At 66.7% G+C, this 25,515-nt stretch carries 28 protein-coding genes; 18 read left to right on the top strand and 10 right to left on the bottom strand.

Annotation, left to right across the window (positions count from 1 at the left end; all coding sequences use genetic code 11):
- Position 1: 1 nt before the first annotated feature.
- From lepB to pyrE, 4 genes are read right to left on the bottom strand one after another with little or no spacing between them, the layout of a single operon-like run.
- Positions 2–958, bottom strand: coding sequence for a signal peptidase I (gene lepB, locus U1769_RS04090; protein WP_332712311.1), 957 nt, complete (start codon positions 956–958; stop codon positions 2–4).
- The gene (acpS, locus tag U1769_RS04085; protein ID WP_332712310.1) at positions 955–1,368 is read right to left on the bottom strand and encodes a holo-ACP synthase; all 414 of its coding nucleotides are present in this window, start codon (positions 1,366–1,368) and stop codon (positions 955–957) included. The genes lepB and acpS overlap by 4 nt, the downstream gene beginning before the upstream one ends.
- A 37-nt stretch (positions 1,369–1,405) precedes the next feature.
- Positions 1,406–2,134, bottom strand: a complete 729-nt coding sequence (locus U1769_RS04080; RefSeq protein WP_332712304.1) for a pyridoxine 5'-phosphate synthase — start codon at positions 2,132–2,134, stop codon at positions 1,406–1,408.
- On the bottom strand, positions 2,131–2,715 hold the full coding sequence (gene pyrE / locus U1769_RS04075) for an orotate phosphoribosyltransferase (RefSeq protein ID WP_332712301.1): 585 nt from the start codon (positions 2,713–2,715) through the stop codon (positions 2,131–2,133). Before pyrE ends, U1769_RS04080 begins: the two co-directional genes overlap by 4 nt.
- Before the next feature lie 196 nt (positions 2,716–2,911).
- Here pyrE and coxB point away from each other — a divergent pair, with 196 nt between their 5' ends.
- From coxB to U1769_RS04020, 11 genes are all read left to right on the top strand, one after another.
- Positions 2,912–4,066 (top strand): cytochrome c oxidase subunit II, encoded by a 1,155-nt coding sequence (coxB, locus tag U1769_RS04070; RefSeq protein WP_332712298.1) that lies wholly within the window; start codon positions 2,912–2,914, stop codon positions 4,064–4,066.
- Between the two features lie 4 nt (positions 4,067–4,070).
- Positions 4,071–5,735, top strand: coding sequence for a cytochrome c oxidase subunit I (gene ctaD / locus U1769_RS04065; protein ID WP_332712292.1), 1,665 nt, complete (start codon positions 4,071–4,073; stop codon positions 5,733–5,735).
- A gap of 128 nt (positions 5,736–5,863) precedes the next feature.
- On the top strand, positions 5,864–6,769 hold the full coding sequence (locus tag U1769_RS04060; RefSeq protein ID WP_332712288.1) for a heme o synthase: 906 nt from the start codon (positions 5,864–5,866) through the stop codon (positions 6,767–6,769).
- Complete coding sequence (locus tag U1769_RS04055; RefSeq protein ID WP_332713715.1) at positions 6,769–6,903, top strand: cytochrome c oxidase system small membrane protein; 135 nt, start codon at positions 6,769–6,771, stop codon at positions 6,901–6,903. The genes U1769_RS04060 and U1769_RS04055 overlap by 1 nt, the downstream gene beginning before the upstream one ends.
- A complete protein-coding gene (locus U1769_RS04050; protein WP_332712285.1) occupies positions 6,900–7,436 on the top strand; it encodes a cytochrome c oxidase assembly protein in 537 nt (178 codons plus the stop codon). The genes U1769_RS04055 and U1769_RS04050 overlap by 4 nt, the downstream gene beginning before the upstream one ends.
- Positions 7,437–7,470: 34 nt before the next feature.
- The gene (locus U1769_RS04045; protein WP_332712282.1) at positions 7,471–8,385 is read left to right on the top strand and encodes a cytochrome c oxidase subunit 3; all 915 of its coding nucleotides are present in this window, start codon (positions 7,471–7,473) and stop codon (positions 8,383–8,385) included.
- Positions 8,386–8,389: 4 nt separating this feature from the next.
- On the top strand, positions 8,390–8,896 hold the full coding sequence (locus U1769_RS04040; RefSeq protein WP_332712279.1) for a DUF3291 domain-containing protein: 507 nt from the start codon (positions 8,390–8,392) through the stop codon (positions 8,894–8,896).
- On the top strand, positions 8,883–9,266 hold the full coding sequence (locus tag U1769_RS04035) for a DUF983 domain-containing protein (protein WP_332712276.1): 384 nt from the start codon (positions 8,883–8,885) through the stop codon (positions 9,264–9,266). Before U1769_RS04040 ends, U1769_RS04035 begins: the two co-directional genes overlap by 14 nt.
- Positions 9,263–9,877, top strand: a complete 615-nt coding sequence (locus tag U1769_RS04030; RefSeq protein ID WP_332712273.1) for an SURF1 family protein — start codon at positions 9,263–9,265, stop codon at positions 9,875–9,877. Before U1769_RS04035 ends, U1769_RS04030 begins: the two co-directional genes overlap by 4 nt.
- 41 nt (positions 9,878–9,918) lie before the next feature.
- Positions 9,919–11,319: a threonine synthase gene (gene thrC, locus U1769_RS04025; RefSeq protein ID WP_332712270.1), complete on the top strand. Its 1,401-nt coding sequence runs from the start codon at positions 9,919–9,921 to the stop codon at positions 11,317–11,319.
- 37 nt (positions 11,320–11,356) lie between these two features.
- On the top strand, positions 11,357–12,238 hold the full coding sequence (locus tag U1769_RS04020) for a class I SAM-dependent methyltransferase (protein ID WP_332712265.1): 882 nt from the start codon (positions 11,357–11,359) through the stop codon (positions 12,236–12,238).
- A gap of 73 nt (positions 12,239–12,311) precedes the next feature.
- Here U1769_RS04020 and U1769_RS04015 read toward each other — a convergent pair whose 3' ends face one another.
- The 3 genes from U1769_RS04015 to U1769_RS04005 are packed head-to-tail and all read right to left on the bottom strand — an operon-like array spanning position 12,312 to position 13,953.
- The gene (locus tag U1769_RS04015) at positions 12,312–12,947 is read right to left on the bottom strand and encodes a heme exporter protein CcmB (protein ID WP_332713648.1); all 636 of its coding nucleotides are present in this window, start codon (positions 12,945–12,947) and stop codon (positions 12,312–12,314) included.
- Positions 12,948–12,952: 5 nt separating this feature from the next.
- A complete protein-coding gene (ccmA, locus tag U1769_RS04010) occupies positions 12,953–13,543 on the bottom strand; it encodes a heme ABC exporter ATP-binding protein CcmA (RefSeq protein ID WP_332712262.1) in 591 nt (196 codons plus the stop codon).
- The gene (locus U1769_RS04005; protein WP_332712259.1) at positions 13,540–13,953 is read right to left on the bottom strand and encodes a metallopeptidase family protein; all 414 of its coding nucleotides are present in this window, start codon (positions 13,951–13,953) and stop codon (positions 13,540–13,542) included. Before U1769_RS04005 ends, ccmA begins: the two co-directional genes overlap by 4 nt.
- 39 nt (positions 13,954–13,992) lie before the next feature.
- Between U1769_RS04005 and U1769_RS04000 the strand changes: the two genes are divergently transcribed.
- Entirely contained in the window at positions 13,993–14,286 is a 294-nt protein-coding gene (locus U1769_RS04000; protein ID WP_332712256.1) for a 4a-hydroxytetrahydrobiopterin dehydratase, read from the top strand.
- A gap of 16 nt (positions 14,287–14,302) precedes the next feature.
- Here U1769_RS04000 and U1769_RS03995 read toward each other — a convergent pair whose 3' ends face one another.
- A complete protein-coding gene (locus tag U1769_RS03995) occupies positions 14,303–15,100 on the bottom strand; it encodes an SDR family oxidoreductase (protein WP_332712252.1) in 798 nt (265 codons plus the stop codon).
- Positions 15,101–15,212: 112 nt separating this feature from the next.
- Here U1769_RS03995 and U1769_RS03990 point away from each other — a divergent pair, with 112 nt between their 5' ends.
- Both U1769_RS03990 and U1769_RS03985 read left to right on the top strand, forming a co-directional pair.
- Positions 15,213–15,998 carry an ATP-binding cassette domain-containing protein gene (locus U1769_RS03990; protein WP_332712250.1) on the top strand — a complete coding sequence of 262 codons (786 nt, stop codon included), beginning with the start codon at positions 15,213–15,215 and terminating at the stop codon, positions 15,996–15,998.
- Positions 15,995–17,527 carry an ABC transporter permease/substrate-binding protein gene (locus tag U1769_RS03985; protein WP_332712247.1) on the top strand — a complete coding sequence of 511 codons (1,533 nt, stop codon included), beginning with the start codon at positions 15,995–15,997 and terminating at the stop codon, positions 17,525–17,527. Before U1769_RS03990 ends, U1769_RS03985 begins: the two co-directional genes overlap by 4 nt.
- Positions 17,528–17,537: 10 nt before the next feature.
- Here the strand turns inward: U1769_RS03985 and U1769_RS03980 are convergent, their stop codons facing one another.
- Together U1769_RS03980 and purD are read right to left on the bottom strand one after the other, a co-directional pair.
- A complete protein-coding gene (locus tag U1769_RS03980; RefSeq protein ID WP_332712243.1) occupies positions 17,538–18,146 on the bottom strand; it encodes a helix-hairpin-helix domain-containing protein in 609 nt (202 codons plus the stop codon).
- 68 nt (positions 18,147–18,214) lie between these two features.
- A complete protein-coding gene (gene purD, locus U1769_RS03975) occupies positions 18,215–19,480 on the bottom strand; it encodes a phosphoribosylamine--glycine ligase (protein ID WP_332712240.1) in 1,266 nt (421 codons plus the stop codon).
- Between purD and xseA the strand changes: the two genes are divergently transcribed.
- The 4 genes from xseA to U1769_RS03955 all read left to right on the top strand — a co-directional run bounded on the left by xseA (position 19,479) and on the right by U1769_RS03955 (position 25,506).
- Positions 19,479–20,855, top strand: coding sequence for an exodeoxyribonuclease VII large subunit (xseA, locus tag U1769_RS03970; protein ID WP_332712237.1), 1,377 nt, complete (start codon positions 19,479–19,481; stop codon positions 20,853–20,855). The two genes, purD and xseA, sit on opposite strands and share 2 nt — an antisense overlap.
- An 11-nt stretch (positions 20,856–20,866) precedes the next feature.
- Positions 20,867–21,067: a DUF2093 domain-containing protein gene (locus U1769_RS03965; RefSeq protein ID WP_332712234.1), complete on the top strand. Its 201-nt coding sequence runs from the start codon at positions 20,867–20,869 to the stop codon at positions 21,065–21,067.
- Positions 21,067–21,972: a peptidoglycan DD-metalloendopeptidase family protein gene (locus U1769_RS03960; RefSeq protein ID WP_332712231.1), complete on the top strand. Its 906-nt coding sequence runs from the start codon at positions 21,067–21,069 to the stop codon at positions 21,970–21,972. Before U1769_RS03965 ends, U1769_RS03960 begins: the two co-directional genes overlap by 1 nt.
- Positions 21,973–22,248: 276 nt before the next feature.
- On the top strand, positions 22,249–25,506 hold the full coding sequence (locus U1769_RS03955; protein ID WP_332712228.1) for a TonB-dependent receptor domain-containing protein: 3,258 nt from the start codon (positions 22,249–22,251) through the stop codon (positions 25,504–25,506).
- Positions 25,507–25,515: the final 9 nt, after the last annotated feature.

The raw sequence follows: 25,515 nt of genomic DNA, 5'->3' as shown, positions 1-25,515 counted from the left end.
GTCAGTCCTTCGGATTGTCCCGCGCGGCGTGGAGCGACGTTCCCGCGCGTCCCGACCGGAAGCTTTCGCCCCAGGTCAGCGGATTCCAGCTCCCGTTGCCGCTCTTGGAAAAGGTGATGAACTCGGCGCGGCCGCCCAGATTCTCCCAAGGCACGTCGCCGCCCAGACCCATGGCGGAAACGGCAAAGCGGCTGTCCGCGCTATGGTCGCGATTGTCGCCCATCAGGAACACATGGTTCGGGCGGATCACGATCGGGCCGTAATTGTCGCCGTCGCGCGGGCCGGATTCGACCGTGTCGTAGTGGCGCCCATTGGGCAGCGTCTCGGTGACGAGCGTCAGGCGGCAATAGGACTTGCCGTCGGGGCCGGTCTCCAGCGCGCCGGGATATTGATCGGGATCGCACACCGTCTTTGCGTCGACCGGGATCAGCGTGTCGTGCGGCGGCCCGCGCTTCACCGCCGTGCCGTTCAGAAAGACGGTGCCGTCGATCACCTGCAGCTTGTCGCCCGGCAGGCCGATCAGGCGCTTGATGTAATCGGTGTTGCGCCCCGGCGGCGTGACGATGACGACATCGCCGCGCTCCGGCATCTTGCCGAACAGGCGGCCGGAGATGAAGGGCAATTGCACACCCCAGCTCTCGACGTCAGGCTGGCGCAGCACCAGGCTGCGGAACATCGCGACAGGATTGGGGATCGTCGGGGAAACGAAGGACCAGCCATAGGCATATTTGGTGACGATCAGCTGATCGCCGACCTGCAGCCCCGGCAGCATCGATTCGGACGGGATGTAGAAGGGCTTGGCGATGAAGCTGTGGAAGCCGAGCACGGCCAGGACCAGCCAGAGGATCCCCTTCACCTCGCCCCACCAGTCAGTCGTCCGGCGCGCATCGGTCGTCTTCTCCGGTGCGGGTACTGCCTCCGGCTCGGGCACTCCGTCCAACGCCAACTCCTCACTCATGCTTCAGTCTCGATCCTGATCGCTTCGATAACCACGAAAGCCTGCGCCCATGGGTGATCGTCGGTGAGCGTCAGATGTACCTGGGCGACGTGGCCCGCTGGGGTCAACGCGTCAAGCCTCGCCCTGGCGCCCCCGGTCAGCGCGAGGGTCGGCGCACCCGAGGGGGCGTTAACCACGCCGATGTCCTTCATGAAGACCCCGCGCTTGAAGCCGGTGCCGACCGCTTTCGAAAAGGCCTCCTTCGCGGCGAAGCGCTTGGCCAGCGTGCCGGCCTTGGTGAAGGGGCGCCGATCGGCCTTGGCGCGCTCGGTCTCAGTGAACACGCGTTGCTCGAACCGCGCGCCGAACCGGTCGAGCGAGGCCTGGATGCGCTCGATATTGCACAGGTCCGAGCCGAGGCCGATGATCATGACGCATTCCTCCCTGGGGAGGCATTGGGGGCGCCTTTCACCGTGCCGCGTCCATCGCGGCGCGCATCGTGCGTACTGCCTCGCCCAGCCCGACGAACATCGCCTCGCCGACGAGGAAATGGCCGATATTGAGCTCGCGGACCTGCGGGATGGCAGCGATCGGCGCGACATTGGCGTAGGTCAGGCCGTGGCCGGCATGGACTTCGATGCCGTTCTTGGCGGCCAGGGCGGCCGCATCGGCGAGGCGGCGCAGCTCGGCGGCCTGCGCCTCGCCCTCCAGCTCGGCATAGCGGCCGGTATGGAGTTCGACGACCGGCGCGCCGAGGCGCAGCGCTGCCTCGATCTGCCGGGCGTCGGGCTCGATGAACAAGGACACGCGGATCTTCGCCGCGCCCAGTTCTCCGACGAGATGCTGGAGCTGGTTATGCTGGCCGGCCGCGTCGAGCCCACCCTCGGTGGTGCGCTCCTCGCGCTTTTCCGGGACGATACAGGCGGCATGGGGGCGGTGGCGCAGCGCGATCGCCAGCATCTCGTCCGTGGCCGCCATTTCCAGGTTGAGCGGGATCGTCAGCTGCTCCGACAGCCGGGCAATGTCGTCGTCGGTGATATGGCGGCGGTCCTCGCGCAGATGCGCGGTGATGCCGTCGGCGCCCGCTTCAGCGGCGAGCAGGGCGGCGCGCACCGGATCGGGATAGCCCGCGCCGCGCGCGTTGCGGACGGTCGCGACATGATCGATGTTGACCCCGAGCCGCAGGAAACCGCTCATGCCGCGGCCCGGCTGCCGGGCTTGATCGCGGGCAGGGCGGCCAGTTCGGGCGGCAGCGAATCGGCGGCATAGGTCGGCACGTCGAGCCGGATCAGCGGGAAGAACGGCACGCCGAGATCGGCGGCACCGCCCGAGCGATCGACCAGCGATGCCGCCACGATCGTCTCGCCGCCGGCGCGCCCGATCGCGGCGATCGCCTCCCGCGAGGACAGGCCGGTGGTGACGACATCCTCCATCATCAGGACCTGGGTGCCGGGCGCGAGGCGGAATCCGCGGCGCAGCTCGAACACGCCTTCGGGCCGTTCGAGGAACATCGCCTCGACCCCGAGCGCCCGCGCCATTTCGTGCCCGGCGATCACCCCGCCCATCGCGGGCGAGACCACCGCGCCGATCCGCGCGCGCAGATCGGCCGGAAGGCGCGTCGCCAGTTCGGCGGCGAGCCGCGCGCCGCGTGCGGGATCCATCAGCACGCGCGCGCACTGCAGGTAGCGCGAGGAGCGCAGCCCGGAGGAGAGGATGAAATGCCCCTCGAGCAGGGCGTCGGCCGCCCGGAACTCGGCCAGAATCTCGTCATCGGTCATGCGCGCGGTCTTTCGTGGAGCGAGCGGTTGATAGGGGCGCGACAGGGGCCGCGCAACGTCCGCGCCGGGGCATGTGGCAAAAAACGCCCGGACATGCTTGAGACACCTGCATACCGCGCGTATAGGCCCATCGCAACGAGCGTATTCCCGCTCGCGCGCCAGTGATGGAAAGGCGCAATCAGGGGTGACGAGACGCATGCGCAGTAAGGGGTTGAAGTCGATCGTCCTGGCGGCCGGACTCGCGATAGCGGGTATCGGTCAAGCCGCGGCACCGGCGCCACAGGCAGCCACGCCCACCGCGACCGAAGCCGCATCGACGACTGCCGCTACGCCTGCGGCCGCGCCTGCAGCGACGCCTGCAGTGACTGGGCCAGTCGATCCGATGCTGGCGCTCGACGGTGCGCCGATGACATTGCCGGAGCCCGGGGTCGGGATGCCGGTGGACGGCAAGGTGACGATCCAGCCGCAGGTGACGCCGAATGGCCGCCGCGCGCTGTGGTTCCACGATGTGATTCTCTTTCCGATGATCACCATCATCTCGCTGTTCGTGCTCTTTCTCCTGATGTGGGTGGTGTTCCGCTACCGCCGCGCCGCCAACCCGGTCGCCTCCAAGACCTCGCACAACACCGCGATCGAGATCGTCTGGACGCTGGCGCCAGTCGTCATCCTGGCGCTGATCGCGGCGCCGTCGATCGGCCTGCTCGCCGCCCAGTTCAAGCCGGCGCCGGCCAATGCCGTCACGCTCAAGGCGATCGGCAACCAATGGTACTGGACCTATCAGTATCCGGACAATGGCGGGTTCGAGATCACCGCGAACATGCTGAAGGAGAAGGATCAGGTCCAGCCCGGCGAGCGTGCCCGTACGGATGCCGACGGTCCGCGCCTGCTGGCCACCGACAATCGCATCGTCCTGCCGGTCGGCGTACCGATCCGCCTGATCACCACGTCCAACGACGTGATTCACGCCTGGGGTGTCCCGGCCTTCTGGATCAAGCTTGACGCCATCCCGGGCCGGCTGAACGAGACCAGCTTCACCATCGAGAAGCCGGGCGTCTATTACGGCCAGTGCTTCGAGCTGTGCGGCGCGCGCCATGGTTACATGCCCATCACCGTCCAGGCAGTGACGCCGGCAGTGTTCGCCGCATGGGTCAAGGCGAAGGGCGGCACGATGCCGGGCAACGCCGCGGCGCCGTCGACGGCAGCGCCCGCGCAGCCCGGCGCCGACGTGACCGAGAACGGCACCGAAGCCGCCAATGCCGCCGGACCGGTCGAGAACGCGACCAGCGCCGCTCCCGCTACCAATCAGGCCGCCACGGGCAACCCCGCCGGCGCCGGCAACGCTGGACAGTAAGACAATGACCGATACCGCCCTTCACCCGTCCGCGTTCGATGCGCATCACGACGACCACGCCCATCACGATGCCGATCACAAGCCGGCCTTCTTCGCGCGCTGGTTCATGTCGACGAACCACAAGGACATCGGCACGCTCTACCTGATCTTCGCGATTTTCTCGGGGATCGTTGGCGGCGGCATTTCCGGCCTGATGCGGCTCGAGCTTGCCGAGCCCGGCATCCAGTATCTCGGCGCATGGGCCAGCTTCATTCATGGCGGGCCGCAGAGCCTCGATGAATCGCTGCACTTCTGGAACGTGCTGGTGACGGCGCACGGCCTCATCATGGTGTTCTTCATGGTGATGCCGGCGATGATCGGCGCCTTCGGCAACTGGTTCGTGCCCCTGATGATCGGCGCGCCGGACATGGCCTTCCCGCGGATGAACAATATCAGCTTCTGGCTGCTCGTTCCCGCGATGATCCTGCTCTTCTCGTCGCCCTTCTTCGGCGGCGCGGGTACCGGCTGGACGGTCTATGCCCCGCTTTCCACTTATGGCGAGCCCGGGCCGTCGGTCGACATGGCGATCCTGTCGCTCCATCTGGCGGGCGCAAGCTCGATCCTGGGCGCGATCAACTTCATCACCACGATCTTCAACATGCGCGCGCCCGGCATGACGCTGCACAAGATGCCGCTGTTCGTGTGGTCGGTGCTGGTGACGGCATTCCTGCTGCTGCTCGCGCTGCCGGTGCTCGCCGCGGCGATCACGATGCTGCTGACCGACCGCAACTTCCACACCGCTTTCTTCGATCCGGCGGGCGGCGGCGATCCCGTGCTGTACCAGCATCTGTTCTGGTTCTTCGGCCACCCTGAAGTCTACATCATGATCCTGCCGGGCTTCGGCATGGTCAGCCAGATCATCTCGACCTTCTCGAAGAAGCCGGTCTTCGGCTATCTCGGCATGGCCTATGCGATGGTCGCGATCGGCGTCGTCGGCTTCGTCGTGTGGGCGCACCACATGTTCACCACCGGCCTCAGCGTGAACGTGAAGATGTATTTCACCGCCGCGACGATGGTGATCGCGGTGCCGACCGGCATCAAGATCTTCTCCTGGATCGCGACGATGTGGGGCGGCTCGGTGTCGTTCAAGACCCCGATGGTCTGGGCGATCGGCTTCATCTTCATGTTCACCGTGGGCGGCGTGACCGGCGTCGTGCTCGCCAATGGCGGCGTCGACGATTACATGCAGGACACCTATTACGTGGTGGCCCATTTCCACTATGTACTCAGCCTCGGCGCGGTGTTCAGCCTGTTCGCTGGCTTCTATTACTGGTTCCCGAAGATGTCGGGCCGGATGTACAACGAGTTCCTCGGCCAGCTGCACTTCTGGGTGTTCTTCATCGGCGTGAACGTGCTGTTCTTCCCGATGCACTTCCTCGGCCTGCAGGCGATGCAGCGGCGTATCCCGGATTACACCGATGCGCTGGCGCACTGGAACTGGGTCGCCTCGGTCGGCTATGCGATCATGCTCGCCGGCATGGGGGTGTTCTTCGTCAACCTGTTCTGGTCGCTGTTCGCGGGCAAGAAGGCGGGCGACAACCCCTGGGGCGAAGGCGCGACGACGCTCGAATGGACGCTGTCGAGCCCGCCGCCTTACCATCAGTTCGAAACGCTGCCGCGGATAGACTGACGACCGGAGCCGCCCGCGGCGGCACGGCCTGAATTGGTGGGCCTCCCGCTCACCGTGAACGTAACGAGCGCGGATTGCGCGAGCCCACCCCCGGCCCCTCCCGCACGCGGGAGGGGAGAGTTGAACCTATGAACACGACGACCGCACAGCCAGTCACCCTTCCCGCGGAATGGCGCGATTTCCTCGCGCTGACCAAGCCGCGGGTGATGACGCTCGTCGTCTTCACTGGCCTGTGCGGGATGCTGGCCGCGCCGGTCGGGATCGATCCGGTGCTCGGCTTCACCGCCATCCTGTGCATCGCGCTCGGCGCGGGTGCGGCGGGTGCGCTCAATCAATGGTATGAGGCCGATCTCGACGCGAAGATGAAGCGGACGCGGCAGCGGCCGCTGCCGGCCGGCCGCATGGACCGGCAATCCGCCCTGCATTTCGGGGTCGGGCTGGCGGTCTTCTCGGTGATCCTGATGGGCCTGGCGCTGAACGTCCTTGCCGCCGCGATCCTGACCGTATCGATCCTGTTCTACGTGCTGGTCTACACCGTCTGGCTGAAACGGCGCACGGCGCAGAACATCGTCATCGGCGGCGCGGCCGGGGCATTCCCGCCGCTGATCGGCTGGGCCGCGGCGACCGGCGACGTCGCGACGCTGCCGGTGCTGCTGTTCGCGCTGGTGTTCCTGTGGACCCCGCCGCATTTCTGGGCGCTCGCCCTGTTCATGAAGGCCGATTACGCCGCCGCCGGCGTCCCCATGCTGCCGGTCGTAGCGGGCGAGCGGGCGACGCGGGTGCAGATCGGGCTCTACACCATCCCGATGGCGATCGTCGCCGTGGCGCCCTGGGCGCTCGGGCTGGCGGGCATCGTCTACGGCGTCACCGCGATCGCGACGACAGCGATCTTTGGAGCTCTGGCGCTGCAGGTCAGCCTGCGCACCAAGGGTGTCGATGACGCGATGCGGCCGGAAAAGCGGCTGTTCGCCTGGTCGGTGCTGTATCTCTTCATCATTTTTGGCGCGCTCGTCGTCGACAAGTGGGTCAGCTGATGCCGAACGACGACGACCAGATTCGCGCCCGCCAGCGCTCGCGCGCGATCGTGATGGGCGTGCTGCTCGGCGCCTTCGCCATCCTGGTATTCGCGATCACCATCGCGAAGATCAGGGCGGGGGTTCCGCATTGACCCGCACGCTGCGCACGGCGCTGCTCGCCGGCATCGGCGTGTGCTGCATGACCGGGCTCGGTTTCGCGAGCGTGCCGCTGTACCGGATGTTCTGCGAGGCGACCGGGCTGAACGGCACGACGCAGCGCGCGCTGAAGGCGCCGGGCGCGGTCGGGCATGAGCAGGTACGCGTCGATTTCGACGCCAATGTCGCCCCCAAGCTGCCCTGGATCTTCAAGCCCGAAGTGCCGTCCGAAACGATCGCGATCGGCGCGCGCGACATGGCTTTCTTCACGGCGACGAACACGAGCGACAAGCCCATTACCGGCACCGCCACGTTCAACGTCACGCCTTCGCAGGCGGGCAAATATTTCACCAAGATTCAGTGCTTCTGCTTCACCGAGCAGACGCTGAAGCCGGGTGAGACCGCGCGGATGCCGGTGATCTTCTTCGTCGATCCGAAGATCCTGACCGATCCCGACGCGGCGGACGTGAAGACAATCACCCTCAGCTACACTTTTTACCCTGTGGATTCCGCGAAAGCTGCAAGCTAGAGCGTGATCGACAGCCTATAACGGGGACCGAAGAATGGCCGGCGCCAAGAACCACGATTACCATATCCTGCCACCCGATATCTGGCCGTTCGTCGGCGCGTTCTCCGCGCTGACCATGGCGATCGGCGGCATCATGTGGATGCACTCCGGCAGCGTGTTCGGCATTGGCGGCGGCGTGGTGTTCTTCATCGGCGTCGCGGCCGTCCTGCTCACCATGTTCAGCTGGTGGAGCAACGTGATCCGGGAAGCGCATGCCGGCGATCATACGCCGGTGGTGCAGCTTCACCTGCGTTACGGCATGATCCTGTTCATTGCTTCCGAAGTGATGTTCTTCGTCGGCTGGTTCTGGGCGTTCTTCGATTTCTCGCTCTTCCCCGCCCCGGTCCAATATGTGAACGAGACGGTCAGCCTGGTCACCGATGCCGCCGTCGGCACCTGGCCGCCCAAGGGCATCGAGGTGATCGACGCCTTCAAGTTCCCGCTGCTCAACACGCTCATCCTGCTGACCTCGGGCACCACGGTGACCTGGGCGCATCATGCGCTGATCCATGGGCAGCGCGGCGGCGAGAAGACTGGCCTCTGGGGCCTGCTCGGCGTGGGCAACCGCGACGGCGTGCTCAAGGGCCTGTGGCTCACCATCATCCTGGGCCTGCTCTTCTCGTCGATCCAGGCTTATGAATATGCCGAGGCGCCCTTCCCCTTCCAGGGAATCAACTATGGCGCATCCTTCTTCATGGCGACCGGCTTTCACGGCTTCCATGTGATCATCGGCACGATCTTCCTGATCGTGTGCCTGATCCGCGCCTACAAGGGCGATTTCACGCCGCGCCAGCATTTCGGCTTCGAGGCAGCTGCCTGGTACTGGCACTTCGTCGATGTCGTCTGGCTGTTCCTGTTCGTCACCATCTATGTCTGGGGCGGCTGGGGCGCACCGGTCCACGGCGGCTGACCGGGTGAAGACTGGCTGGCAGCTGGCGCAGATCAATATCGGACGGCTGGTGGCGCCGTCCGGTGATCCGCAGGTTGCCGGCTTCTTCGCTGAACTCGATCGGATCAACGCGCTCGCCGAGGTGAGCGCGGGGTTCGTCTGGCGGCTGCAGGGCGAGGGAAACAGCGCGACCGACCTGCAGCCCACGCCGGATCCGCAACTGATCGTCAACATGTCGGTCTGGGAAGACGCTGCGGCGCTCTTCGATTTCGTGTATCGCACCGCGCACACGCCGGTGATGGCGCAGCGGCGTCAGTGGTTTGCGCGTTTCGACGGCGCCTATCAGGCGCTGTGGTGGATTCCGGCTGGCACCGAGCCGACCGTCGACGAAGGGCTTGCGCGCCTCTGGCTGCTTGACCGCTTCGGGCCGAGCGACCGCGCCTTCACCTTCAAGGCCCGCTTCCCCGCGCCCGGTCTGCCTGGGGCGCCGATCGACATGCAGCCAGATCCGTGGTGCTTTGGCCGCGCCTGAGTCCCCGCCGGTCCGGCCCGCGCCAGCTCAGGTCGCCTTCAAGGGACTGTGTCCGCGCTGCGGCGCAGCCACGCTGTTCGCCGGGCCAACGCGGTTCGCCGAGCGCTGCGGCGCCTGCGGCCTCGATTTCACGCAATTCAATGTAGGCGACGGCCCGGCCGCCTTCCTGACGCTGATCGTCGGCGGCTTGCTTGTCGGGGTGGCCGTGACATTGCAGCTGACGGTCGAGCCCCCGCTATGGCTGCTCGCGTTGATTCTGATCCCACTCGCCACGGTCGCAGTGATGGGATCGCTGCGCATCGCCAAGGGCGCGCTGCTGGCGCTCGAATATCGCAATGCGGCGGGCGAGGGACGGATCGCGGACGAATGAAACGGTTTCCGGTCGTCGCGACGATTCTGGTCGGCCTCGCCATCGCGGCGATGATCGGCCTCGGCGTGTGGCAGTTGCAACGCAAGGCTCAGAAGGAGGCCCTGATCGCTCAGCTCGAAGCGAATCGCTCGCTGCCGCCGATCGCCTTCCCGCGCATCCCGGTCGACGATACCCTGTTGTTTCGCCGCGCCAGCGCCTTCTGCCTGCAGGCCGTGAGCTATACCATGGAGGGCGGGCGCAATGCCGCAGGCCAGCACGGGTGGCGGCGAATCGCCCAGTGTCGCACCGGCGCCGAAGGGCCCGGCCTGACCGTTCAGATCGGCGTCGCCCGCACGCCCGATGCCAAGCCGGCCTGGAGTGGGGGCGAAGTCAGCGGCTATATCACGCACGCGCCCGATCACCGGCCGATGATCGCCGGGCTCTTCTCGCATGCGCCCAAGACCCTGATGCTGGTGGCCGATCCGCCGGCTGCCGGCCTCGATGCCAATCCCAAGCCGGATCTTTCGGCCGTCCCCAACAACCATCTGGCTTATGCGGTGCAATGGTTCCTCTTCGCCCTGGTGGCTGGTGTGATCTACGCGATCGCGCTTAGGCGTCGCCTGAAGCCCTGATACGCTTGTGACTTTGCCCTGCCGCGGTTAGGCGCTTGGGCATGCGCTATATCAGCACCCGTGGGGCGGCCCCCATCCTTGATTTCGAGCAGGTTACGCTCGCCGGTCTTGCCGGCGACGGTGGCCTGTATGTTCCGGAGACCTGGCCAAGCCTGAGCCGGGACGAGATTGCCGCTCTGCGCGGTCTTTCTTATGTCGATACGGCCGTCGTCGTGATGATGCCGTTCGTCGAGGGTATTCTCAGCCGCGAAGAGCTGCGCGAGCTATGTGCCCAGGCTTATGGCCGGTTCGCGCACTCGGCGGTCACGCCGCTCGTGCAGCTCGATCATCAGCATTGGCTGCTCGAGCTGTTCCACGGCCCGACCCTGGCGTTCAAGGACGTGGCGCTCCAGCTGCTCGGCCTGCTGTTCGAACGCTTCCTCGCCGGCTCGGACCGGCACCTGACGGTCGTCGGCGCCACCTCGGGCGATACCGGCTCGGCCGCGATCGACGCGCTGGCCGGTCGCCACGGCGTCGATGTGTTCATGCTCCACCCCAGGGGCCGCGTGTCCGAAGTGCAGCGTCGCCAGATGACGACGGTGTTCGCGCCGAACATCCACAACATTGCGATCGACGGCAGCTTCGACGATGCCCAGGCGCTGGTGAAGGCGATGTTCAACGATCCGAGCTTTTCGGGCAGGTTCGCGCTCTCGGCGGTCAATTCGATCAACTGGGCGCGACTGATGGCGCAGGTGGTCTATTATTTCTACGCCGCCGTCCGGCTCGGCGCGCCGGACCGGCCAGTCGCCTTTGCGGTGCCGACCGGCAATTTCGGCGACGTCTTCGCCGGCTATGTCGCGGCCAGGATGGGGCTTCCGGTGGCGAAGCTGATCGTGGCGACCAATGTCAACGACATCCTCCACCGCGCGCTCGCGCAGGGCGATTACAGCCAGGGCAGCGTGGTGCCGACGCCAAGCCCGTCGATGGACATCCAGGTGTCGAGCAATTTCGAACGCCTGTTGTTCGATCTCGGCGGCCGCGACGGCAGCGCCACGCGGGAGCAGATGCGTGGCTTCGAAACCAGCAGGGCAATGCGCCTCACCAACGCTCAACGCGAAGGCGCGGCCGGCCTGTTCGCCAGCGACCGGATCGATCTCGACGACATGGCGCTCGCGATGCGCTGGGCCTGTGATGGCTCGGGCCAGGTGATCGATCCGCATACCGCCATCGGCCTCGCCGCCGCGCGGCGCGCCGATCTCGACCCCACGGTGCCGGTGGTGACCCTCGCCACCGCGCATCCAGCGAAGTTCGACGACGCGGTCGAGCGTGCGACGGGCATCCGGCCCGCGCTGCCGGCGCGCCTTGGCAGCCTGTTCGATCGTGAGGAACGCTATGCCGAGCTTCCAGCCACGTTAGCGGCGGTCACCGGCTATATCGCCGAGCGGGCGGTGGCGAAGGCGTGACGATTCTCTTCCCGCTCGAAAAGGACGGAGAAGGGCGATGAATCTCGAAACGCTCATCGGGGAGCCCTGGGCCGATTATGGCCTGATCGATTCGGGCAATGGGCGAAAGCTCGAACGCTATGGCCGTTTCCGCTTCATCCGCCCGGAGGGCCAGGCGCTCTGGGCGCCGGCGCGGGACGACTGGCGCGCCCAGGCCGAGTTCGTGCCCGGCTCGGACGAGGATGGCGGTGGCCGCTGGGAGTTCGCCGAGCCGGTCCCGCGCGAGGGCTGGCCGCTCACATGGGACGATGTCCGATTCACGGCGTCCACCACGCCCTTCCGCCACTTGGGCTTCTTCCCGGACATGGCGCCCGTCTGGACCTGGATGCGCGCGCAGGTCGCCGACAAGCTGGCCGCGGGGGAAGCGCCCGAATGCCTCAACCTGTTCGGCTATACCGGCGTCGGCACGCTCGCCATGGCGAGCAAGGGCGCGAAGATGGTCCATGTCGACGCCTCCAAGAAATCGGTCGAGGCGGCGCGCGCCAATGCCCAGCTTTCGGGCATGGGCGACAAGCCGATCCGCTGGATGACCGACGACGCGACCAAGTTCATCGCCCGCGAAGTGCGGCGCGGGCGTCGCTATGACGGCATCCTGCTCGATCCCCCGAAATTCGGCCGCGGGCCGGAAGGCGAAGTGTGGAAGCTGGAAGAGGGCTTGCCCGGGCTGATCGCCGATTGCCGCAAGCTGCTCGACGCCGAATCGCGCTTCCTGTTCCTGACGGTCTATGCGGTGCGCATGTCGGCGCTCGCGATCGGCGAGCTGCTCAACCAGGCGCTAGGCGACCTCGGCGGCAAGATCGAGGCGGGCGAGCTGGCAGTGCGCGAGGAAGCGCGCGGTCTGCTCCTCCCGACGGCGATCTGGGCGCGGTGGTCGCGCTGATTGGTAAATCATTGTAAAAAATATATAATATCTTTTAGAAAATGTCATCGACCAGCATGACATTCCCCACCACCTAGTCCATCCCGGCCCGCATCGCCGCCCCAGCCACGAAGGGCGCCCCCGCCACCAACGTCAGGCTGACGGCGGCGAGGAGCTTCACTACCCCCATCCCGCCGTCGATCGAGCCCGCGCCGAAGATCAGCAGCGGCACCGCCAGCGGCAGCATCACCAGCCCGGCCACCGCCCCGGCGCCGCGCAGCCCCGCCACCAGTGCCGAGGTGGCGACCGCTAGCGCCGCCAGCCCGGGCGTGCCGATCAGCAGCCCGATCTCCACCCGCACCAACGTCTCGCCTGACAGATCGAGCAGTCCCGCCGCAATCACCGCGGCAAGCATCAGCGGCGGCCCGAACGCCAGCCAGTGCGCGACGATCTTGGCCGCGGCGACGCCCGCCAGGCTGAGCCCGCGCACTGCCATCTGATCTAACACGCCGCTCTCCGCGTCAGGCCCGATCAGCCGCTCGACCGGCATCAGCGCCGCGAGCAAGGCGGCCGCCCAGATCACGCCGCCACCGACCCGCGCGAGCAAGGCTGCGTCGGGCCCGATCGCAAAGGGAAACAGGATCGCGACGAGCAGGAAGAAGGCGAGCGTATAGGTCACGCTCCCGCCCGCCCAGGCCCGGCCGAGATCGCGCGCCACGAGGGTGAGCAGCGCCTTCACGCGGCACCCAACGGGATTGGCGTGGCACCTGGCACGTCGATCGGGAGGTGAGTCGCGACCAGTGTCACGCCGCCGCGGTCGCGGTGCCCAGCGATCAGCGTTTCGAGCACGCGCACGCTTGCATCGTCCAGGCCGTTGGCGGGTTCGTCGAGCAGCCAGACCGGCGCCGCGCTCGCCACCACCCGCGCCAGCGCGGCGCGGCGGCGTTGCCCGGTCGAGAGCAGGCGCACCGGCACCTCGGCGAGCGCGGCGAGGTTTGTGGCGTCGAGCGCAGCGGCGACCCGCCCGCCCGGATCGCCGGCGTCATCGTCGAGCGCAGCCCAGAAGCGCAGCGCGCTGCCCAGCCGCCGCTCGCCATCGAGCGCGCTCGCCTCCGCCATCAGCGCGCGTCCGTCCGATCCGTCGACCGTGCCGTGTGCTGGTTTCAGCAGTCCGGCGGCGACGCGGATCAAGCTTGATTTGCCTACCCCGTTCGGCCCGGTGACCAGCGCCGCGCCGCCCGCTTCGATCGCGAAGGACAGGCCTTCGAACAGCAGCCGCCCGCCCCGGGCGCAGGTCACGTCCCGAAACGCAAGCGCGCCGTTCACGCGTCGCCCACCATGTCCTCCAGTGCGTGCATGTCGTCGTCGGACAGGCCGAAATGATGGCCGACCTCATGAATCATCACATGCGCGACCAGCTCGTCCAGCCCGACGCGGGTTTCGATCCATTCCTCCAGGATCGCGCGGCGATAAAGGTGGATGCGATCGGGCAGCGAGCCCGATTCCATCGACGATTTCTCGCCCAACGGCCGGCCATGATAGAGCCCGCTCAGATCGAGCGGATGCTCGATGCCGAGCGCGTCGAGTGTTTCGTCGTCGGCGATCTCCTCGACGATCAGCACGACGTCGCCGAGATGCGTCCGGAATTCGGCGGGCAGGGCGTTGAGCGCCTTCAGGGCGATCGCGCGGATCGCATCGGCATCGGGCGCGGTGCGCGGTTGAACGGATGCTGGCATGGGCTATGCCTTAGGGCGAAGTGCCGGCAGGAGGAAGACGTGGCGATCGAGCAGCTGAACGAGGAAGAACGCGCGGCGGCGCTCGATGCGCTCGACGAATGGGACTTCGACGAAGCGCGCGATGCGATCACGCGCAGCTTCACCTTCGCCGATTTCAGCGAGGCGTTCGCCTTCATGACGCGCGTCGCGCTGCTCGCCGAAAAGGCGGACCATCACCCCGAATGGTCGAATGTGTGGAACCGGGTGGATATCCTGCTGACCACGCATGACGCAGGCGGCCTCTCCCAGCGCGACGTGGATATGGCGGAAGCGATCGATCTGCTGACGGACTGAACCCGCCCGTATCCTGTCATTTCACTGGCGCTACGCCCCGTCGCATCATTTTGCGCAACTTGCCCGGCATCCAGCGGGCGGCGAACGCCATGCGCAGCGCGGTCTTGCCGACATAGCTGTGCAGGCGGTCGCCATGTACTGCGGCCCAGGCGGCCTCGGCGACTGCCTCGACCGGCGTCAGCTCGAGCCCGGCCGCCGTCACCGATTCCCGGATCGAGCGGTTCGATCCGCCGGTCGGTGAATTGAGCAGCGGCGTCTCGATGAAGCTCGGTATCAGATCGCGCACCTTGATCCCGGCGCCATACCATTCGCCGTCGAGCGCCTCGGTCATCGCGCGCACGCCGAACTTGGTCATCGAATAAGGCGCGAGCCCGGCAGAGCCGTAGATCGCCGAGGCCGAGGCGGTGTTGAGCAGGCACGATCCCGGCGTGCGCGCGAGATAGGCATAGCCGATCCGCGCGCCGTTCAGCACGCCGGTCAGGTTGATTGCGACCGTCCGGTCGATATCCTCGAAGCTCATCTCGGCGAGCGGCCCGCCGGTGCCGATCCCGGCATTGTTGAACAGTATGTCGAGCGTGCCGGCAGCCGGCGCGGTGAAGGCGTCGAGGCTCGCCACCCAGGCGTCGCGGTCGCGCACGTCCATCTCATAGGTCTCGACCATGCCGGTCGGCAGCATCGCCGCGGTCGCGGCCAGCCCGGCCGCATTCACATCGGCCAGGCCGACACGCCAGCCGCGGCTGGCGAACAGCTTCGCGGTCGCTTGCCCGATGCCCGATCCGCCGCCGGTGATGAAGATCGATTTCGGCCCGGTCATCAATATCCTCCGCTGTCGCCCGCAAGTGCTTCCGCATCCTATCATGGCCTGAACCGGCCCGGGGTGACCGTCATGATTTGACGCATCGCCGCTTTCCGCACAACCTGTGCTGATGCCAGCAGCACCGCACCGGCCCGGCCCCTCGGTCGCCTTTGATGGCGTCGCGAAACGCTATTCCGGCGGCACGGTCGCGGTGGATGCCGTGTCGCTCGACATCGCCGGGGGCAGCTTCGTCGCACTGGTCGGCGCGTCGGGATCGGGCAAATCGACACTGCTAAAGATGGTCAACCGCCTGATCGAGCCCAGCGCCGGCACCATCGCGATCGATGGTGCGGATGTCACCGGTGCCGAGCCGCACGCGCTGCGCCGCCGGATCGGCTATGTCTTCCAGAATATCGGCCTGTTCCTGCACATGACCGTCGCCGACAATATCGGGATCGGGCTGCGCCTGGCCGGCGCTCGCGATCGCGCCGGCCGGGTCGCCGAACTGCTCGATCTGGTCGATCTGCCGCGCGATTTCGGTGCGCGCATGCCCGATGCCCTGTCGGGCGGCCAGCGCCAGCGCGTCGGGGTCGCCCGGGCGCTCGCCACCGCGCCGGGGCTGCTGCTGATGGACGAGCCGTTCGGTGCGCTCGATCCGGTGACGCGCGACCAGCTTGGCGCCGCGATCCGCGCGCTGCACGACCGGCTTGGCCTCACCACCATCATGGTCACGCATGACATGGCCGAGGCGCTGCTGCTCGCCGATCGCGTGCTGGTGATGGCCGCGGGGAAGATCGTCGCGGACGCCACGCCGAAAGCGCTGCTCGCCGGCGAAGGCGGGGCCGAAGCGGATGCCCTGGTCGCCGTCCCGCGCGAACAGGCGCGCCGGCTCCATGCGCTTGAGGGCGGCGCATGAGTCCCTTCCTCGAAGCATTGTCACGCGTGCCCGATCTGCTTGCCGCCCATCTTCTGCTGGCGGCTTCGGCGCTGGTGCTGGGGCTGATCATCAGCCTGCCGCTCGCCATCTGGTCGGCGCGGCGCCCCGCCGTCGCCCGCATCGCGCTGGGCTTCGCCAGCCTCATACAGACCATCCCGTCGCTCGCCCTGCTCGCGCTCTTCTATCCGCTGCTGCTCTCGCTCTCGACTCTGGTCGGCGGCGGCATTCCCGCGCTCGGCTTCCTGCCCTCGCTGCTCGCGCTGACGCTCTATGCGCTGCTGCCGATCCTGCGGAACGGCGTGACCGGGCTTGCCGGCATCGATCCGGCAGTGATCGAGGCTGCCGACGGCGTCGGCATGACGGCGTGGCAGAAGCTCCGGCTGGTCGAGGCGCCGCTGGTCGCGCCGGTGCTGATGGCCGGCATCCGTACCGCGGCGGTGTGGACGATCGGCGCGGCCACGCTGTCCACAACGGTCGGCCAGCCGAGCCTTGGCGACATGATCTTCGCCGGCCTGCAGACGCAGAACTGGGCGCTGGTGCTGGCCGGCTGTCTCACGGCGGCGGCGCTGGCGCTCGCGGTCGATGCACTGCTCGGCGTGATCGAGCGCGGCATCGCGCTGCGCCGGTTCGTGCGCGTATGGATCGCCGCGGCCCTGCTCGCGCTCGGCGTAGTCGCGGCGCTCGCCCCGCTCTGGCCGAAGGGCGGCGAGACGGTCGTGATCGGCGCCAAGAGCTTTTCCGAGCAATATATCCTCGCCCGCGTAATCGGCCACCGCCTTGAAAAGGCGGGGTACCGCGTCGAATATCGCGACGGGCTTGGCTCGGTCGTCGCGTTCTCCGCGGTCGCGGGCGGCGATATCGATATCTATGTCGATTATTCCGGCACGGTCTGGACCAACGGCATGAAGCGCACCGACGTGCCGCCCCGCGCGGCGATCGTGAAGGGCGTGGCGGATTGGGCGCAGCGCAACCACGGCGTCCGGCTGCTCGGCACGCTCGGTTTCGAGAACAGCTATGCCTTCGCCATGCGGGGCGACGATGCCGCGCGGCGCGGGATTCGCAGCATCTCCGATCTCGTGCCCGTGGCGCCGCAGCTCCGGCTCGCCACCGACATCGAATTCCTCGAACGCCCCGAATGGGCCGCGGTGAAGCGCGCCTATGGCTTGTCCTTCAGGGAAGCCCATCCCTATCAGCCCACCTTCATGTACCGCGCTCTGACCAGCCGCACGGCGGATGTGATCCCGGCCTTTTCCTCGGACGGCCGGATCGCCGCGGACAAGCTGACGGTGCTGACGGATCCGAAGGGCGCGATCCCGGGCTATGACGCGATCCTGCTGCTCGCGCCGAAACGCGCGCGGGATGAACGGTTCGTCGCCGCGGTGACGCCGCTGATCGGCCACGTGCCCGTCGAGGCGATGCGCGAGGCGAACTATATGGTGGATCGCGATACCGACAAGGCATCGCCTGAGGCGGCAGCGCGGTGGCTGGAAAAGAAGCTCGGTTTGTGACCCTTGGCGCCTAGCCCAATTTGCCGAATTCAGCTTCGTAAGCGGCCCGGTCGCCGGCGCTGAGCAGGCGGGCCTGCTCGATCCAGCGATCGCGGGCGAGGCGACCGCGAAAATTGCCCAGCCTAGCATCGAGCGCTTCGGCCTGGTCCGGGGTGAGCGCGGCGATCTGGTCGATCCCGGTGATGCCGAGCTCGGCCAGCTTGGCGACGAGCTTCGGGCCGAGACCTTTCAGCTGGCCCAGATCCGAGGTAGCGGGTTCGGATACCGGCGGCTCCGCCACCGGTGGTTCCGTTGGCGCAGGCTCGGGCACATCCGCCGCGATCGAGGCGGGCGTCGCGTCGAAGGCCGCGGCGGCGGCGATCGGTTCGTCGGCCAAAGGCGGCGGGCTGGCCGGCTCAGCCGGTGCGTGCGTCGATCCCGGCGATCCCAGCTCGGCGGCGTCGCGGCTGGCGGCGAAATCCCGGGCAGCGGTGGCGCGCTGGCGCCGGAGCTTTACGCCCCACCAGATGCCGATGAGCGTGACCAGCGCGAGAAGCGCGATCAGGACGAGCTGGGCAGTCGTGATCGTGCCCAGCATCGCCGCGCCTGCGGGGGTCTGACTGGCGGTGGTCGAGTCCATGATACGCTCCGTGCTGATATGGACGCTGCCTTACCGCACGACGACGGGCAAACGCCACTGCCGAACCGTCATCCCTGCTCGCGCGCGATCTCGCGCCACCCGATATCGCTACGGCAGAAGCCGGTGGGAAAGTCGATCAGGTCGACTGCGGCATAGGCGGTATCCCGCGCGGCCGCCACGTCAGGGCCGGTGGCGGTGACCGCGAGTACGCGTCCGCCCGCCGCGACCAGCGCCGCACCGTCGCGGCGCGTGCCGGCCTGGAAGACAAGGGCGCCGATCGCTTCGGCCGCCTCGATCCCGGCGATCGTGCCGCCCGCTTCGGGCGTGCCCGGATAGCCATTGGCCGCCATCACCACGGTCAACGCCGTATCGGCCGAGAAGCGCGCGGGGCCGCGGTCGCCGAGCCGCCCTTCGGCGACCGTGAGCAGCAGCTCGAGCAGATCCTCGTCGAGCCGCATCATCAGCACCTGGCATTCGGGATCGCCGAAGCGGGCGTTGTATTCGATCAGCTTGGGGCCCTGCGCGGTCAGCATCAATCCCGCGTAGAGCACGCCCGAAAAGGGCATGCCCGCGGCTTTCATCGCCGCAACGGTCGGCAGGATGATCTCCTCGATCGCCTGTCGCTCGAGCTCGGGCGTGAGCACCCGCGCCGGGCTATAGGCGCCCATGCCGCCGGTATTGGGGCCGGTATCGCCGTCGCCGACGCGCTTGTGATCCTGCGCCGAGCCGAAGGGCAGGATCGCGTCGCCGTCCGTCAGCACGAACAGGCTCGCCTCCTCACCGTCGAGGAACTCCTCGATCACGGCCTCGGCGCCGCGCACCGCGAACAGCTCGGCGATCGCTGCCTCGGCTTCCTCCCGGCTCATCGCGACCGTCACGCCCTTGCCGGCGGCCAGACCATCGGCCTTGACCACGACGGGGAGCGCGAAATCACCGAGCGCGGCAATACCGCCGTCGCGCGAGGTGACTCGCGCATAGCCGGCGGTCGGAATGCCCGCGCGCCTGCACAGATCCTTGGTGAAGCCCTTCGAGCCTTCGAGCCGGGCGGCGGCCTTGTTCGGGCCGAAAACCGGAATGCCCATCATCCGGATATTGTCGGCCAGCCCGTCGACCAGCGGCGCCTCCGGCCCGATCACGACCAGCCCGATCGAATGGCGATGGCAGAAATCGATCACCGCGCGGTGATCGGCCGGGTCAAGCGCGACCAGCTCGGCATGTTCCGCGATGCCCGGATTCCCGGGTGCGGCGAAGAGTTTCGTGAGGCGCGGCGATTGCGCCAGCCGCCAGGCAAGGGCATGTTCGCGGCCCCCGGATCCGATCAGCAGGATATTCATGGCCGACCCCTTTTCCGACGTACCCGCGCGGCTCCTAGCCGAGGAGGTGTCGGGCGACAACGCTGCACCGGTAAGCGTCGGCGAACTGGCGATGAAGCTCAAGCGCGTCGTTGAGGGCGAGTTCGGCCATGTCCGGCTGCGTGGCGAGATTTCGGGCTATAAGCGCGTCGCCTCCGGCCATGCCTATCTGAGTCTGAAGGACGACAGCGCGGTGATCGACGGCGTGATCTGGAAAGGGCAGGTGTCGCTGATCCCGTTCCAGCCGCAGGACGGGATCGAAGTGATCGCGACCGGCAAGGTCACCACCTATCCGGGCCGTTCCAAATACCAGATCGTGATCGAGCGCATGGAGCTGGCGGGCGAGGGGGCGCTGATGGCGCTGCTCGAGAAGCTCAAGGCTAGCCTAGCCGCCGAGGGGCTGTTCGACAATCGCCGCAAGCAGGTCCTGCCTTTTCTGCCGCGCGTGATCGGCGTGATCACTTCGCCGACCGGCGCGGTGATCCGCGATATCCTCCACCGGCTCGAGGACCGGTGCCCGACGCATGTCCTCGTCTGGCCGGTCAAGGTGCAGGGCGACGGCGCGGCGGCCGAGGTGGCGGCGGCGCTGCGTGGCTTCGACGCGATCCAGCCGGGCGGCCCGGTGCCGCGGCCCGACCTGATCATTATCGCCCGGGGCGGCGGCTCGATCGAGGATCTCTGGGCGTTCAACGAGGAGATCGTGGTGCGGGCGATCGCCGCCTGCCCGATCCCGATCATCTCGGCTGTGGGGCACGAGACCGACACCACGCTCGCGGATTTCGCCGCCGACTTGCGCGCGCCGACGCCGAGTGCCGCGGCCGAGATGGCAGTGCCGGTGCTGGCCGATCTGCGCCTGACCCTGGCCGCGATGGGCCAGCGGACCGAACGTTGCGCCCGGCGTTATCACGAGCGCGCGCGGGAGCGGCTCGACGCGCTGATCCGGGTGATCCCGAAGCGGGATGCGTTGCTTGGCCCGCAGCGCCAGCGCGCCGACGATCTCGGCGCGCGGCTCGATCGCGGGCTCGAACGACGGGTGACGCTGGCGCGCGGCGTGCTCGATCGGTCGGCCGGGGCGCTCCGCCTTTCAGTGCTCGACCGGCGGCTGGAGGATGCGAAGATCCGGCTCGACCGGACGTGGCGCCTGGCGGAATCGCTCAATCCGGACCGGTTGCTGGAGCGCGGCTATGTCCGGGTCTCGGCGCGCCCTTCTGGCGTGGTGGTCACCACCAGCGCGGCAGCCCGGACCGCCGGCGCCATCACGCTGCACTTCCGGGACGGGCCGCTCGATGCGCGGGTTGAGCGCGCGGGCGGCAAGGCATATGACAGGGAAAATCCCGAGCAGCCGACCCTCTTGTAAGCAGAACCGTGATGTTGATGTCCAATACCGATCGCCCCGCCCGGCTCCACTATATGGCCAATGGCTTCCGCGTGCTGTCGACGGGCGATCATGTCGTCTGCGCGATTTCCGGCCAGCGCGTCGCGCTCGAGGAGTTGCGCTACTGGAGCGTCGCGCGGCAGGAAGCCTATGCCACCCCCGAGCTCGCGACGCAGGCACTGACGCCGCAATGATGCGTGCCCGGCGCGGGGTGCTGGCGGGCGCCGCGCTGATGATTGCCGCAAGCTGCGCCGCCGTGCCGGCATCGCTTCCCACCCCGGTCCCCGTTGCGCGCGTGGCGCCACCCACTGCGCCGCCGCAGCGCGTACCGGTCGGTTTCAGCTATTCGGGCAGCATGATCCAGGGGGGGATGGTGACCGGCGTCGCGCCTGGCGGCACCGCTGCGCTCACCTTCGACGGAATCGCGATCCCGATCGCGCCGGACGGCCGTTTCCTGATCGCGTTCGACCGTGATGCGAAGCCGACCGCAACGCTCGTCGCGACCCTCGACGACGGCCGCGAAGTCCGCGACCTGCTCACCGTTGCACCGCGCGCCTGGGATATCTCCCGGCTCGACAGCGTGCCCAAATATCCAGTCCCGCAGCCGGTGTTCGAGACGCTGCGCCCAGCCGAGCTCGCCCAGATCAGTGCCGCCCGCCGGATCGTGACGGATGCGGAGGGCTGGCGGCAGCCCTTCATGTGGCCGGTGCTTGGACGGATCTCGACGCTGTTCGGATCGCAGCGCATCTACCGCAACGGCGAGGCCGGGAGCTATCATTCCGGCCTCGATATCGCCCGCCCGACCGGCACGCCGGTGGTGGCCCCGGCGGACGGCGTGGTCATCCTCGCCGCGGACCACCCCTTCACGCTGGAGGGAAACCTGCTGATGATCGATCACGGCATGGGGCTGAATACCGCCTTCCTTCATCTGTCGAAGATCAGCGTCCGGGTGGGCGAGCGGGTGCGCCGCGGGCAGCTGGTCGGGCTGATCGGGATGACCGGACGTGCGTCCGGCCCGCATCTCCATTGGAGCATGAAGTGGCGGGATTCCCGGATCGATCCGTTGCTTGTCGCGGGGCCGATGCCGGCGGCGAAGTAACGGTTCGGGTATCGTTCGGGCGTTCGCGACCACAGCGCCATATTGCCCGCCAGTGCTGGAATCCTGCAGAAAGACGTCGGTTCTGTGTCTTTTTGGATACAGATGAATCGAAAGCCGCGCGGCGAAGATGAACGCCACCTTTACAGGCGCGGACGGATTGCCCCATCAATCCGGCATGTCTCTTGAGCCGTATTGCGTGCGGTTGACGGGGGCTTGGCAACGACTTCACCGGATCGCGAAAATGCGGACGGAAGGGTCAAGCGAGGGAAAAATTACGTGATTCAGAACAGTCTTTTCGCGCGGAAGCTGCGGTTGCTCGCCACCGTGGCGCCGCTGTCGCTCGCATTCGTTGCGTCGCCGGCGTTTGCGCAGGCAACCACCCCGGCGGGCGATACGGCCGCCAATGCGGTCGAAGATGAAGGCGATACCGTCATCGTCACCGGTTCGCGCATTCGCCTGCCGAATGCCGATTCGCCTGTGCCGATCACCACAGTTCCCGCCGATCAGATTTTTCAGACCGGCCGTATCTCGATCGGTGATGTGCTCAACGAGATGCCGCAGCTCCGCAGCTCGCTCGGCTCGCAGAACTCCACCTCGGGGCTCGGCACGCGCGGCCTCAACTTCCTCGACCTTCGCAGCCTCGGTCGCTCGCGTACCCTGGTGCTGATCAACGGCCGGCGCCAGGTGACGGCCGACATCATCAACAACGGCAACGCTGTCGATATCAATACGCTGCCGACCGACCTGGTCGATCGCATCGATATCGTGACGGGCGGTAATTCGTCGATCTATGGATCGGACGCGATCGCCGGCGTCGTGAACTTCATCCTCAAGGATGATTTCCAGGGACTGAAACTCCACGGCCAGACGGGCGTGAGCAAATATGGCGACGCGGGCAACCAGTATATCTCGGTGGTCGCAGGCACCAATTTCGCGGAAGGCCGCGGCAACATCGCGATCAACGCCGAGTTCGCGCATCAGCAGGATTATTACGCGTCGGGCCGTCCGAACCTGCGTCAGAACGACGGGTTCGTGGTGGTCGACACGGATGGTGCCGCTGCGCCGGCCGACGATGTGAAGGATCGCTTCTACTATCGCGATATCCGCAGCGCGACGATCTCGCTCGGTGGCCAGCTCGGCTTTCGTTATGGCAATAGCCCTAGCGCGCCCTGCGGCGTGGATGCAGTGGGCTCGTCGTTCACCTGCGCCTATGTGTTCCAGCCCAATGGCGACCTCGTCCGGCAGACCGGGCTGCGCGTTGGCCTTGGCCCGAACGGCAACTTCATCGGCGGCAACGGCACAAGCAGCCGCGAAGGCAAGTTGATGGTGCTGTCGCCCGATCTGAAGCGCTACGTCTTCAACGCGCTCGGTCATTTCGAGATCTCGCCGGCCTTCGTTCCGTTCTTCGAAGCAAAATATGTGCGGACCGAAGCATCCGGCTCGCAGAGCGGCCCGTTCTTCTCGCAGGGGCAGACCCTGGGAGATTTCACGGAAATCCCCGGTTTCACCGATCGTTCCTATGCGAACAGCGGGGGCAATACCGCGTTCACGAATCGAGAGGGAATTCGGGTCGACAACCCCTATCTGTCGGCGGCTGCACGCACCACGATCGCACAGCAGTTGACGGCAGCTATCAATTCGGGCGTCAACCCCAACACGGGCACTGCGTACAAGACTGCGACGAACACCCAGGCAGCGGCAGACGCCAACGCCGCCCTGGCACTTGCGCAGGTTGCGGCGGGGACCTTCCGTTTCTCGTCCAAGCGTAACTGGGTCGATCTCGGCACGCGCGATGAGCAGATCAAGCGTGAGGTTTTCCGCGCGGTGGCCGGTGTTCGCGGCGACTTCAACGACGACTGGAACTACGAAGTCTCGGTCAACTATGGCGAGCACAAGGAACACAACGTCATCACTGGGAACGTCAACACCCAGCGTTATCTGCTGGCGATTGACACGACGCGGAATGCCCAGGGGCAGATCGTCTGCCGTTCGCAGGTCACCGGCGCTTATGCCGGTGAGGATGTTGGCGGCAACCCAGCGCAGCTCGCGGCCGACGTCGCTGCCTGCGTTCCGCTCAACCCGTTCGGTCAGGGCAATGTCAGCGATGCGGCCAAGGCCTATCTGCTGATGCCGACGATCGCGACTGGCAAGGCGACTCAGTTCGTTGCGAGCGGCTTCGTTTCGGGCAATCTCGGCAAGCTGTTCGAACTGCCTGGCGGCCCGATCGGCTTCTCGGTCGGTGGCGAATATCGCCGCGAGACCCTGACCTACGATCTGGATGACATGACCCAGGCGGGATACGCGTTCTACAACGCGATCCCGGCATTCGAGTCGCCCGCTTTCGAGGTGAAGGAAGCCTTTGCTGAAGTTTCCGTTCCGCTGGTCAAGGACGTTTTCCTGCTGAAGGAACTCACCCTCAACGGATCGGCCCGGGTCGCGGATTACAAGGGCAGCGTGGGTACGGTCTACGCTTATAGCGGCGGCATAACTTGGCGGCCCGTTAGCGACTTGCTGTTACGCGGTTCCTACTCGAAGTCGGTACGGTCGCCTTATCTCGGTGATCTGTATTCGGTACCCGGGCAGAACTTTACGCCAGCGCCGAACGATCCCTGCTCGTTGCGCAACATCGGCACAGGTTCGTCCACGCGCGCTGCCAATTGCGCGGCTGCCGGCATCCCGACGACGTACGACTATGTGTTCACCTCGTCGCTGGAGATCCTCAGCGGCGGCAACCCGAACCTGAAGTCGGAAACGTCCAAATCCTGGACCCTGGGCGGCGTCTATCAGCCGAGCTTCGTGCGCGGCCTGACCCTGTCGGTGGACTATTACGACATCACCGTCGATGACGTGATCACCTCGCCCACGGTGCAGCAGGCGTTGAACGCCTGCTACGATGCGCCTTCGCTGGACAATCAGTTCTGCGCCCTGTTCCAGCGTGACAATGCGGCTGGCGACGAGACCGGCACGCCGTACCGCATCATCGATGGTACCTTCATCGATTCGCCGCAGAACTACGCCAAGCTCAAGGCGCGGGGTATCGACACCACCGTCACCTTCAACCATGACTTTGGTTTCCTGAAGGCAAGCGTTGACGGCGTGTGGAGCCACACCATCCAGCGTGACGATTTTACGGATCCGGCCCGGCCGAATTTCAAGAACGTCGTGAATGGGGAACTGGGTATTCCATCCGATTCCTTCCGGATCGCGACGGACCTGCAGTTCGGCAAGTTCACCATTGGCCACACCTTGCGCTGGCTGGACAAGATGTACCTCAACACGTGGGAGGATTATAACGGCGTCAATGGTCAGCCGGCGCAGAACCTGGATTATGCCGTCATCGAGCAGTATCCGACGGTGACCTATAACGATATTCGTGCCAGCTATGACGTGAACGACAAGTTCGAATTCTACAGCGGCGTCACCAATATCGGCAACGTCAAGCCTCCTTACGGCCTCACCGGCATCGGCGCGGGCTCGGGCATCTATGACAACCGCGGTCGCTTCTTCTTCGTGGGTGCCAACGCGAAGTTCTGATCGGTCGAT

Source organism: Parasphingomonas zepuensis (assembly GCF_036663735.1).
Taxonomy (GTDB): domain Bacteria; phylum Pseudomonadota; class Alphaproteobacteria; order Sphingomonadales; family Sphingomonadaceae; genus Sphingomonas.
The sequence above is the reverse complement of the archived record's forward strand: the minus strand, read 5'-3'. Positions and strand labels throughout refer to the sequence as shown.

Excerpts from the sequence above, each read along its gene's own strand:
- lepB (WP_332712311.1), bottom strand. The coding sequence starts at position 958 with ATGAGTGAGGAGTTGGCGTTGGACGGAGTGCCCGAGCCGGAGGCAGTA.
- acpS (WP_332712310.1), bottom strand. The coding sequence starts at position 1,368 with ATGATCATCGGCCTCGGCTCGGACCTGTGCAATATCGAGCGCATCCAG.
- U1769_RS04080 (WP_332712304.1), bottom strand. The coding sequence starts at position 2,134 with ATGAGCGGTTTCCTGCGGCTCGGGGTCAACATCGATCATGTCGCGACC.
- pyrE (WP_332712301.1), bottom strand. The coding sequence starts at position 2,715 with ATGACCGATGACGAGATTCTGGCCGAGTTCCGGGCGGCCGACGCCCTG.
- coxB (WP_332712298.1), top strand. The coding sequence starts at position 2,912 with ATGCGCAGTAAGGGGTTGAAGTCGATCGTCCTGGCGGCCGGACTCGCG.
- ctaD (WP_332712292.1), top strand. The coding sequence starts at position 4,071 with ATGACCGATACCGCCCTTCACCCGTCCGCGTTCGATGCGCATCACGAC.
- U1769_RS04060 (WP_332712288.1), top strand. The coding sequence starts at position 5,864 with ATGAACACGACGACCGCACAGCCAGTCACCCTTCCCGCGGAATGGCGC.
- U1769_RS04055 (WP_332713715.1), top strand. The coding sequence starts at position 6,769 with ATGCCGAACGACGACGACCAGATTCGCGCCCGCCAGCGCTCGCGCGCG.
- U1769_RS04045 (WP_332712282.1), top strand. The coding sequence starts at position 7,471 with ATGGCCGGCGCCAAGAACCACGATTACCATATCCTGCCACCCGATATC.
- U1769_RS04030 (WP_332712273.1), top strand. The coding sequence starts at position 9,263 with ATGAAACGGTTTCCGGTCGTCGCGACGATTCTGGTCGGCCTCGCCATC.
- thrC (WP_332712270.1), top strand. The coding sequence starts at position 9,919 with ATGCGCTATATCAGCACCCGTGGGGCGGCCCCCATCCTTGATTTCGAG.
- U1769_RS04020 (WP_332712265.1), top strand. The coding sequence starts at position 11,357 with ATGAATCTCGAAACGCTCATCGGGGAGCCCTGGGCCGATTATGGCCTG.
- U1769_RS04005 (WP_332712259.1), bottom strand. The coding sequence starts at position 13,953 with ATGCCAGCATCCGTTCAACCGCGCACCGCGCCCGATGCCGATGCGATC.
- U1769_RS03995 (WP_332712252.1), bottom strand. The coding sequence starts at position 15,100 with ATGACCGGGCCGAAATCGATCTTCATCACCGGCGGCGGATCGGGCATC.
- U1769_RS03990 (WP_332712250.1), top strand. The coding sequence starts at position 15,213 with ATGCCAGCAGCACCGCACCGGCCCGGCCCCTCGGTCGCCTTTGATGGC.
- U1769_RS03985 (WP_332712247.1), top strand. The coding sequence starts at position 15,995 with ATGAGTCCCTTCCTCGAAGCATTGTCACGCGTGCCCGATCTGCTTGCC.
- U1769_RS03980 (WP_332712243.1), bottom strand. The coding sequence starts at position 18,146 with ATGGACTCGACCACCGCCAGTCAGACCCCCGCAGGCGCGGCGATGCTG.
- xseA (WP_332712237.1), top strand. The coding sequence starts at position 19,479 with ATGGCCGACCCCTTTTCCGACGTACCCGCGCGGCTCCTAGCCGAGGAG.
- purD (WP_332712240.1), bottom strand. The coding sequence starts at position 19,480 with ATGAATATCCTGCTGATCGGATCCGGGGGCCGCGAACATGCCCTTGCC.
- U1769_RS03965 (WP_332712234.1), top strand. The coding sequence starts at position 20,867 with ATGTTGATGTCCAATACCGATCGCCCCGCCCGGCTCCACTATATGGCC.
- U1769_RS03960 (WP_332712231.1), top strand. The coding sequence starts at position 21,067 with ATGCGTGCCCGGCGCGGGGTGCTGGCGGGCGCCGCGCTGATGATTGCC.